We start from the raw sequence: 9,765 nt of genomic DNA, 5'->3' as shown, positions 1-9,765 counted from the left end.
TCTTTATAAGTAAACCCGCGCCCCCAACGCCTACGCGTAAACCCAAGCTCATCATCACTGACATAGCGCAGATTAGCAAGGCGAGCGAGTTTTTCATAATCATGGCGTATGTCTTGCGTGGTTGTTTGGTCATTTAGCGTCGCCATAATAGATACTCGATTGATAAAATAGTCGTTTTAGCATAATGAATTGCGATGGTTTTTGCTGTTTATTTGCCACGAGCAAAGTGTAATTGATGTGTAAAAAAACACGCTTAAAAGGGTTCTAAATAATGAGCTTTTGAGCCATAATTTGACAACAATCACAATTTAATTTGAATAAAACACAATGAAAAATACTTCTATAAAGATAGCAGCATTATCTAAAGACGATTACGAATTTTGGTTACCTTTGTGGCAAAACTATCTAAAATTTTATGAGACCAGTTTGCCATCAAGTACCATCCAAAACACGTGGCACAGTTTGCTCGATAGTAACGTGCCGATTTATGGGTTTGGTGCTTGGCAGGACGACAAGTTAGTAGGTATCACCCATGTGGTGCTACATCCCAATACTTGGAATACCACTGAATGCTGTTATTTAGAAGATTTATATGTCAATGAACAGCTACGCGGACAAGGCGTAGGACGAGTACTGATTGAAAAGGTGTGTGAGTTCGCTCGTAGTAAAAACTGCAACCGTGTTTATTGGACGACACAAGAGGGCAACACCACGGCGCGCAAACTCTATGACGCAATCGCCACTCAAACAGATATGGTGCAATATCGTAAGAACTTATAATGGTTGTCCAATACTTTATGACTCAAACTTATCTCAAAATGCAATCATAAAAAAAACGCCAAGCGTTAAACACTTGGCGTTAATCGGTTGACTACTGCTCTAAAAATGCTTATTTACCATAAATACATAAATAAGCCGTTTCTACTGCCACTTTTACTTGAAACTTCTGATTGGCTTCAACAGTAAATTGCTCACCTGCATTAAAGGTTTGCCATTCATCACTCTCTGGCAATTTGGCCGTCAATGCACCACTGACCACGCTCATGGTTTCAAATTCGCTGGTGCCAAATTCGTACTCGCCAATTTCCATCACCCCAACTGTTGCAGGCTTAGTTGCCGTTTGAAAGGCAATAGAAGTGACTTTATTATCAAAATAACTGTTAACGCTTGGCATAATTTTCCTTAATTAAATATTAGTTACTATTTTATTTTACAACCCTGCTTTTAAGCTCGCTTCGATAAACTGGTCGAGGTCTCCATCGAGTACCGCACCAGTGTTAAAGGTTTCAACGCCAGTACGCAAGTCTTTGATACGTGAATCATCGAGTACATAAGAGCGAATTTGACTGCCCCAACCGACGTCTGACTTGCCATCCTCGACCGCTTGCTGAGATTCCATGCGTTTTTGCATCTCAAGCTCATAAAGCTTAGCACGCAGCAACTTCATCGCCGTCGCTTTGTTCCCATGTTGGCTACGTTCGTTCTGACAAGTGACCACCACGCCACTTGGCTCGTGGGTGATACGTACCGCAGAATCGGTCGTGTTCACATGCTGACCACCCGCACCCGATGAGCGATAAGTATCGATACGCAAATCTGCTGGATTGATGTCAATCTCGATATTATCATCAATTTCAGGCGACACAAAAACGGCAGCAAACGAGGTATGACGACCGTTATTGCTATCAAATGGTGATTTACGGACTAAGCGATGCACGCCGATTTCGGTACGTAACCAACCAAAAGCGTAATCCCCTTTAATCTCAATCGTTGCTGATTTAATACCAGCCACGCTACCAGAAGATACTTCAATGACCTCAACTTTGAAGCCATGCGATTCCGCCCAGCGTGTATACATACGCAACAGCATCTCTGCCCAATCCTGCGCCTCAGTGCCGCCACTACCCGACTGGATATCTAAGTAGCAGTTATTAGGATCCATCTCACCACTAAACATGCGACGGAATTCTAAATCCGCAACGCGTTTCTCCGCATTGTCGAGCTCTGCTTGCACATCCGCCAGCAAGGATTCATCCTCTGCTTCTACCGCCAGCTCCAGCATGGCAGACGCATCTTCCAATGTATTCTCAAGCGACACCACAACATCGATGACGCCATCAAGCTGGCTTTTTTCTTTATTAATCTTAGTCGCACGCTCTGGATCATTCCATAGCTCGGGGTTTTCTAACTCTAAATTGACTTCTTCTAAGCGTTCTTGCTTACCATCGAAGTCAAAGATACCTCCGCAAGTCCTGCCCACGCTCTGATAAATCTTTGATTCGTTCTTGATACGGATTGATTTCCATAAAGTTTCCTGTCTTTTTAAATAAATATCTCACTGATATGGCGCTATTTTAAATGAGATTGACGATAAATAGTTGGCTAATTATGACTGGCTTTATATTAAATAACGTTAAACCGCCTAAATCGACCAATCCTCTACCGCCCAGCGATGCGACAACGCATGAGCATGTAGCGCCTCATCGGGTGACACACAAATAGCCACATCCGCCCACTCAAGCAATGGAATGTCATTTTTGGAATCTGAATAAGCATAAGTTTTATCAAAAGTCGTGCCTGCTGATTGCTGCTTCTCTAACCATTTATTCAAATGGTAAATCTTACCCTCTTTAAAGTTTGGCTTGTCTGTCAATTTGCCCGTATAGCGCTCATTTTTTATCTCAAGCGGCGTTGATAACACATTGGCACCTTCGATACCAAAACGCTTGGCGATAGCCGAAACCACAAAATCATTGGTCGCAGAAATAATCACCACCTCATGACCTTTTTCAACATGCTGACAAAGCACTTCCATCGCTTTTGGGCGTATGTGTGGCTCAATTTCACTTTTAATATAGTCTTCTCGTAGCTCATGCAATCTATCCATCGGTAAGCTACTCAAAAACTGCGCCACAAATTCATTATATTCCGTCGCATCAAGCGTACCTTCGATATAGTCTTGGTAAAACTTTTGATTGGCCGTGCGGTATTGCGCTTCATCGACGAGGTCATGTTTGACGATATACTCGCCCCATAAATAGTCGCTATCGACGTCGAGCAAAGTATGATCTAAATCAAAAAGTGCCAGCTCTTTTGGAGAAAATTGTGCTTGTGTTGCCTGCATAATGAGACCTTATTATTGTTTGTTGAAGGACAGAAATACAACTGGTTTTTCATAACCATCGCTTTGGAGATAAATAATGATATGAAAAATTTCTCAATAATTTTTCTTGAATACTACTGTTTACCAAATAAAATTATGGTAACTTTATTTATATAACTTGTGGTTAGGCTGTGTCCTCACTCTGAACGAAAGCGCCTAAATGGGCTAAAAATGGTGACACGCCCTAGTATCTGTTTTGCTTACTTCATCATAAAAATAGAGAATCGCATGGAAGCGCCTGATGTCAAAAATGTTTTGCCAAGTAAAACGCGTCGCCCTGCCCGTTCGATCAAAGAAATCAGACAACGTCAGCTGGGTAAAAGCTATCAATCACCTTTCGACCGTATACTGTATGCGATCTTAAATGGTGTGATGTACGGCGTTGGCGGTTTACTTATCGATCTTACTATTGTGGTTATTCGCTCAATAGCTGGTATAGGTAATGGCGACGTTTTTTGGTTATTCACCCCATTTATGTTGGTCGTGGGCGCAATCATGGGTTTTATCGTTGGTAAAAATGCTGGCGCTGAGAGCGTCAATGCGCTCAACATCAACGAAACAACCAATCATAACGCTTACCTTAATGACTACTCTATACGCCACGATATTTTTCGCGGACTGATTATTGGTATTATCATTTTTGCCATCATTTGGCTGGTCATGATGCTGATGGTATAAAGCCTCTCTATGTAAAAAACGTTTGCCTGATTTATTTAAAAACAATAGATCAATATCAGACAATTCAAGGATTCTTTATAAATTTCTGCTTAATCAGGCATGGCCACTTCTGTTAAGCCCGTTTTAAACTTTTGACAACGCTCCGCATAATGCATTGCTGATAATTTCAACATCGCTGCTTGCTCATCTGTCAATGTTTTCACCACTTTGGCTGGTGCGCCCATCACTAAAGAATTGTCCGGAATAACTTTGCCTTCGGTGACCAAAGCTTTGGCACCAATGATACAGTTTTTGCCAATTTTGGCATTGTTCAATACCACTGCCCCAATACCAATTAAGCTATTGTCACCGACTTCGCAGCCGTGCAGCATCGCTAAATGACCAATGGTGACATAGTTGCCGATTTTGACCTCAATGCCTGCATCAGTATGAATGACACTGTTTTCTTGTACATTACTATAATCGCCGATATGAATGCGCTCATTATCACCGCGAATCACTGCACCAAACCACACGTTAGCTTGATGACCCAAATAGACATCACCTATCACTCGTGCTGAGTCTGCGACCCAACCATTAAAAGGTACCGCGAATTCGGGCACCTTGTTTAAATATTGATAAATCATAACGGCTCCTTGTTATATATAGTAATGAAATAGGTCAGTCATGAAAATTAGTCATGAAAGCGAATCATAAAGACCAGATATCTCGATTTGCTGTCCATTGTGGCAAAGCCAAAAGGGAAAATCCAGCGCTATTAACGGCTAATAGTTAAAGCCATACTTTTCAATCTAAAAATCGGCTGGCTATCTGCGGGCAGATTGTATATAATGCGCAAAATCTGTGCCTAAGCGAGCGGACATGATGCAAGTTACCTATTCACTATCTAGTGGGTTTTGTAGTTTCCATCAATAATGTCTTCTCGCTTTTTTGTGGAAAAATTTTGGGTTTAGGTGTTTTTTAGTATCCATTAATAGCAATTTTTGCGATACAAAAAACCATTTCTAATCTAACATTTAATCATGAAAATCATGGCACTCACTAATAACAGCGGAGGCAAACCTTGAATTCATCGGCAGAAATACAAGCAATTTTGGCATTAGCAGACGGTACGATTTTTCGCGGTGTGAGTATCGGCAGTCTCGGTCATCGTGTCGGTGAGGTGGTGTTTAATACAGCCATGACAGGGTACCAAGAAATCCTAACCGACCCAAGTTATGCGCGCCAGCTGGTCACGCTAACCTATCCGCACATCGGCAATACTGGTACCAATAGCGAGGACACTGAGTCTGGCAATGGTCATCAAGTATGGGCCGACGGTCTTATCATCCGTGATGCCACAATGGTTACCTCAAACTTCCGTAATTCAGAATCATTAAGCGATTATTTATCACGTAACGATACCGTTGCAATCGCTGAGATTGATACCCGTCAATTGACTCGTCTACTACGTGATAAAGGCGCTCAAAACGGCTGTATCATGACCGCCTCTAACGGCGAGACTATCAGCACAGATGACGAGCAGCAAGCCATTAAACTGGCACAAGAGTTCGCTGGTATCGAAGGCATGGACTTGGCAAAAGAATGCTGTACTAAAGAGACGTTCGAATGGACAGCAGGTACGTGGGATTTATCAGATACCTTACTTAACCGTGATGCCATTGGCAGCCATGATAGCGGTACTGGCGGCTTCTTTAAGCAACTCGGCACTCACATCGATTCTAAATACAATGTCGTCGCCTACGACTTCGGCAGCAAAACCAACATCCTACGTATGCTGGTTGACCGCGGCTGTCATGTAACCGTCGTTCCAGCACAAACCCCTATCGCAGACGTACTCGCGATGAATCCAGACGGTATCTTCTTATCAAACGGTCCTGGCGACCCTGCAGCCTGCGACTATGCTATCGATGCCGTACGTCATATCATTGAAAAAACTGATGTGCCAACCTTTGGCATCTGCTTAGGTCATCAGTTGATTGGTCTAGCTAGCGGCGCAAACACCATTAAAATGAAAACCGGTCATCACGGCGCCAACCATCCAGTTCAAGACTTAGCAGCTGGCACGGTTATGATTACCAGTCAGAACCATGGTTTTGCGGTTGATGAAGACACGCTGCCTGATAACGTTAAATCTACCCATCGCTCATTATTCGATGGTACCAACCAAGGTATCGAGCTGACCAATAAGCCTGTCTTTAGCTTCCAAGGTCATCCAGAAGCCAGCCCCGGCCCGCATGATTGTGCGCCACTGTTTGATAAGTTTGCTGAGATGATGGCAGCGGCTAAAGCTTAAGCAGTTAATCAGCTTTTAAGTATCAGTCATTAGCAAGCAGTAAGTATTCGTTATACAGCTTAGATCACGCATGATGGTTTAAGCTGAGCCACGCAAAATATCGTTTTATTAAAGTGTTGTTTTATTAAAATATAGCACTGTTCAAATACGATTTTAGCCGAATATAAATCAATTAAAATATCATACTAACGAAGGTAGCCCTAACTATGCCAAAACGTATCGACATAAAAAGCATTCTTATCATAGGCGCAGGTCCTATCGTCATCGGTCAAGCATGTGAGTTTGATTATTCGGGTGCACAGGCCTGTAAAGCGCTAAAAGAAGAAGGCTACCGCGTCATCTTGGTCAACTCAAACCCTGCGACCATCATGACTGACCCTACCATGGCGGACGCGACTTATATTGAGCCAATTACTTGGCAGACCGTTGAGCAAATCATTGCTAAAGAACGTCCTGACGCGATCTTACCAACGATGGGCGGACAGACCGCTCTAAACTGTGCCTTAGAATTAGACAAGCATGGCGTCTTGACCAAGTATAACTGCGAATTGATTGGCGCGACCAAAGACTCAATCGAGATGGCAGAAGATCGCAACTTGTTCGATAAAGCCATGAAGCGTATCGGTCTTGAATGCCCACGCGCTGAAACCGCTGAGACGATGGAAGAAGCCTTTGCGACCCAAGAAAAAATGGGCTATCCGTGTATTATTCGTCCGTCGTTCACCATGGGCGGCTCAGGCGGCGGTATCGCATACAATCGCGATGAATTTATCGAGATTTGTGAGCGTGGCTTTGATTTATCACCAAACCATCAGCTCCTTATCGATGAATCGCTAATCGGTTGGAAAGAGTATGAGATGGAAGTGGTTCGTGACAAAAATGACAACTGCATCATCATCTGTGCGATTGAGAACTTTGATCCAATGGGTGTGCATACGGGCGACTCAATCACGGTTGCACCAGCACAAACTTTGACCGACAAAGAATACCAAATCATGCGTAATGCCTCATTGGCAGTACTGCGTGAAATCGGCGTTGAAACAGGCGGCTCAAACGTTCAGTTCGGTATTAACCCTGATACTGGTCGTATGGTCGTCATCGAGATGAATCCACGTGTGTCACGCTCATCAGCATTGGCGTCAAAAGCCACTGGCTTCCCGATTGCCAAAATCGCGGCAAAACTAGCAATTGGTTACACGCTAGATGAATTGCAAAATGATATCACTGGTGGCAAAACGCCAGCTAGCTTTGAGCCTGCGCTTGATTATGTGGTCACAAAAATTCCACGTTTTAACTTTGAAAAATTCCCACAAGCCGATAGTGTGTTATCTACACAAATGAAATCGGTTGGTGAAGTCATGGCGATTGGTCGTAACTTCCAAGAATCGATGCAAAAAGCCTTACGCAGTATGGAAACTGGCAATGATGGTTTTGATGAGCAAATTGACTTATCGAAAGTTAGCATTGAAAAGGCACGTAGCGAAATCACCAATCGCTTAACCATTCCAACGCCTGAACGTATTTATTATATTGCGGATGCTTTCCGTATCGATATGAGCGTCGATGAAGTATTCAACTTAACCAAAATCGATCCATGGTTCTTGGTACAAATCGAAGATATCGTGAAAACTGAAGCTCAAGTCAAAGCGTTAGGTTTTGGTGGTTTAACTGAGAAGAACTTACGCAGCTTTAAGCGTAAAGGTTTATCAGATTTGCGTTTGGCAAAACTCCTTGGTGTCTCACAAAAGCAACTACGTAAAAAGCGTTGGGACTTAAACGTCTATCCAGTCTATAAGCGCGTCGATACCTGCGCGGCAGAATTTGCCACCAGCACCGCCTATATGTACTCAACCTACGATAGCGAATGTGAAGCCAACCCAACGAATAACAAGAAAATCATGGTTATCGGTGGCGGTCCTAACCGTATCGGTCAAGGTATCGAGTTTGACTATTGCTGTGTACACGCAGCCCTTGCGATGCGCGAAGACGGTTACGAGACCATCATGGTCAACTGTAACCCTGAAACGGTTTCAACCGATTATGACACTTCTGACCGTCTGTATTTCGAACCAATCACGTTAGAGGACGTGTTAGAAATCGTCCGTATCGAAAATCCTGATGGTGTGATTGTACAGTTTGGTGGTCAAACGCCATTGAAACTGGCGCGCGCCCTTGAAGCTGCTGGTGTTAAAATCATCGGTACTAGCCCAGATGCGATTGACCGCGCTGAAGACCGCGAACGCTTCCAACATATGATTCAGCAACTGAACCTTATCCAACCAACCAATGCTTTAGCGACGAGCTTAGAAGATGGTTTGGTCAAGGCAAAAGACGTTGGTTATCCGCTGGTAGTACGCCCATCTTACGTATTAGGTGGTCGTGCGATGGAAATCGTATATAACGAAGATGAGCTAAGACATTATCTGCGCACTGCCGTACAAGCATCAAACGAAGCGCCCGTACTATTAGATCGATTCTTAGACGATGCGATTGAAGTCGATGTCGACTGCGTTAGCGACGGTACAGACGTGGTGATTGGCGGTATCATGCAGCATATCGAACAAGCGGGTGTGCACTCTGGTGACTCAGCCTGTTCATTGCCACCTTACTCATTATCTGATGAGCTGTGCGATGTGATGCGCGCGCAAACGGTCGCCATGGCAAAAGAGCTTGGTGTTGTCGGCTTAATGAACGTACAGTTTGCCGTAAAAGGTGAAACAATTTATATCTTAGAAGTGAACCCTCGTGCTGCCCGTACCGTGCCGTTTGTCTCTAAATGTATCGGTACTTCACTAGCGCAAATCGCGGCACGCTGCATGGCTGGCACCTCACTAAAAGACCAAGGCTTTACCACTGAAATCGTTCCGGCATTTTTCGCGGTCAAAGAAGCGGTATTCCCGTTTGCGAAGTTCCCCGGAGTTGATCCAATCTTGAGCCCTGAGATGAAATCAACCGGTGAAGTGATGGGCGTCGGTAAAACCTTTGGCGAAGCATTTTATAAAGCCATTATCGGTAGTAATGAACGTCTGCCAGGTCTACCGACCGAAGGCGAAACCAAAACTGTCTTTATCTCAGTACGTGATAGTGACAAAGCACAAATCGCCCCTATCGCTCGCCAGCTTGTCGACTTTGGTTTTAACATTGTATCAACCACTGGTACGCAAAAAATATTGAGCGACGCCGGTATTGAGTGCAAGCAAATCAATAAAGTTACCGAAGGTCGCCCGCATATCGTCGATGCCTTGAAAAATGGTAAAATCGACCTTATTATCAATACCACTGAAGGCAAACAGGCACAAGAGGATTCATTCTCTATCCGCCGTAGTGCCCTGCAAGGTAAAGTATTTTATGTGACGACTTTAGGGGCGGCAGACGCGGTTTGTAAATCTTATGCCATTGACCTACCGTTTGAGGTCTATAAGCTACAAGATTTGCACGAACAAGCAAAGACTATTGCTTAGCTCTATTGACTTAGCAGCATAATTTCAGTAGATTAAGCATAACGGCAACGCTCGTTTAACAGCGGATGCAAAACTTGTTATCGATTTTTATATAACAATAGGGCTTTAAAAAAACGTACGGCTTAAAAAAGCAGTACTTTAAAAAAATAAAGTTTTAAAAAGATAGA

General features: G+C 43.6%; 8 protein-coding genes. 4 read left to right on the top strand and 4 right to left on the bottom strand.

The window, feature by feature from the left end:
• Nucleotides 1-327 precede the first annotated feature (327 nt).
• Complete coding sequence (locus B2575_RS09095; RefSeq protein ID WP_296241492.1) at nt 328-780, top strand: GNAT family N-acetyltransferase; 453 nt, start codon at nt 328-330, stop codon at nt 778-780.
• Nucleotides 781-889: 109 nt separating this feature from the next.
• On the opposite strand, the gene B2575_RS09090 is transcribed toward B2575_RS09095, so the two are convergent.
• The 3 genes from B2575_RS09090 to B2575_RS09080 form a co-directional block, all read right to left on the bottom strand.
• On the bottom strand, nt 890-1,174 hold the full coding sequence (locus B2575_RS09090) for a pyrimidine/purine nucleoside phosphorylase (RefSeq protein ID WP_296241489.1): 285 nt from the start codon (nt 1,172-1,174) through the stop codon (nt 890-892).
• A gap of 36 nt (nt 1,175-1,210) precedes the next feature.
• Nucleotides 1,211-2,306, bottom strand: a protein-coding gene (gene prfB / locus B2575_RS09085) for a peptide chain release factor 2 (RefSeq protein WP_296241487.1) whose coding sequence is annotated in 2 segments (ribosomal slippage) — nt 1,211-2,233 and nt 2,235-2,306 — 1,095 coding nt in all. Because the reading frame shifts where the segments join, the coding sequence is not laid out codon by codon here.
• A 116-nt stretch (nt 2,307-2,422) separates the two neighbouring features.
• Nucleotides 2,423-3,124 (bottom strand): HAD family hydrolase, encoded by a 702-nt coding sequence (locus B2575_RS09080; RefSeq protein WP_296241485.1) that lies wholly within the window; start codon nt 3,122-3,124, stop codon nt 2,423-2,425.
• A 267-nt stretch (nt 3,125-3,391) separates the two neighbouring features.
• Between B2575_RS09080 and B2575_RS09075 the strand changes: the two genes are divergently transcribed.
• Nucleotides 3,392-3,841 carry a hypothetical protein gene (locus B2575_RS09075; protein WP_296241483.1) on the top strand — a complete coding sequence of 150 codons (450 nt, stop codon included), beginning with the start codon at nt 3,392-3,394 and terminating at the stop codon, nt 3,839-3,841.
• Nucleotides 3,842-3,930: 89 nt separating this feature from the next.
• On the opposite strand, the gene B2575_RS09070 is transcribed toward B2575_RS09075, so the two are convergent.
• On the bottom strand, nt 3,931-4,467 hold the full coding sequence (locus B2575_RS09070) for a gamma carbonic anhydrase family protein (protein ID WP_045451421.1): 537 nt from the start codon (nt 4,465-4,467) through the stop codon (nt 3,931-3,933).
• 437 nt (nt 4,468-4,904) lie between these two features.
• On the opposite strand from B2575_RS09070, the gene carA reads away from it, so the two are divergent.
• Nucleotides 4,905-6,137, top strand: coding sequence for a glutamine-hydrolyzing carbamoyl-phosphate synthase small subunit (carA, locus tag B2575_RS09065; protein ID WP_296241480.1), 1,233 nt, complete (start codon nt 4,905-4,907; stop codon nt 6,135-6,137).
• A gap of 206 nt (nt 6,138-6,343) precedes the next feature.
• A complete protein-coding gene (gene carB / locus B2575_RS09060; protein ID WP_296241478.1) occupies nt 6,344-9,598 on the top strand; it encodes a carbamoyl-phosphate synthase large subunit in 3,255 nt (1,084 codons plus the stop codon).
• The last annotated feature ends 167 nt before the right edge of the window (nt 9,599-9,765 follow it).

Origin of the sequence: Psychrobacter sp. UBA6739, from assembly GCF_002453835.1 — a bacterium.
GTDB classification, from domain to species: Bacteria; Pseudomonadota; Gammaproteobacteria; order Pseudomonadales; family Moraxellaceae; genus Psychrobacter; species Psychrobacter immobilis_A.
Note: the sequence above shows the minus strand (reverse complement) of the source record. Positions and strands in the feature narration are given on the sequence as shown.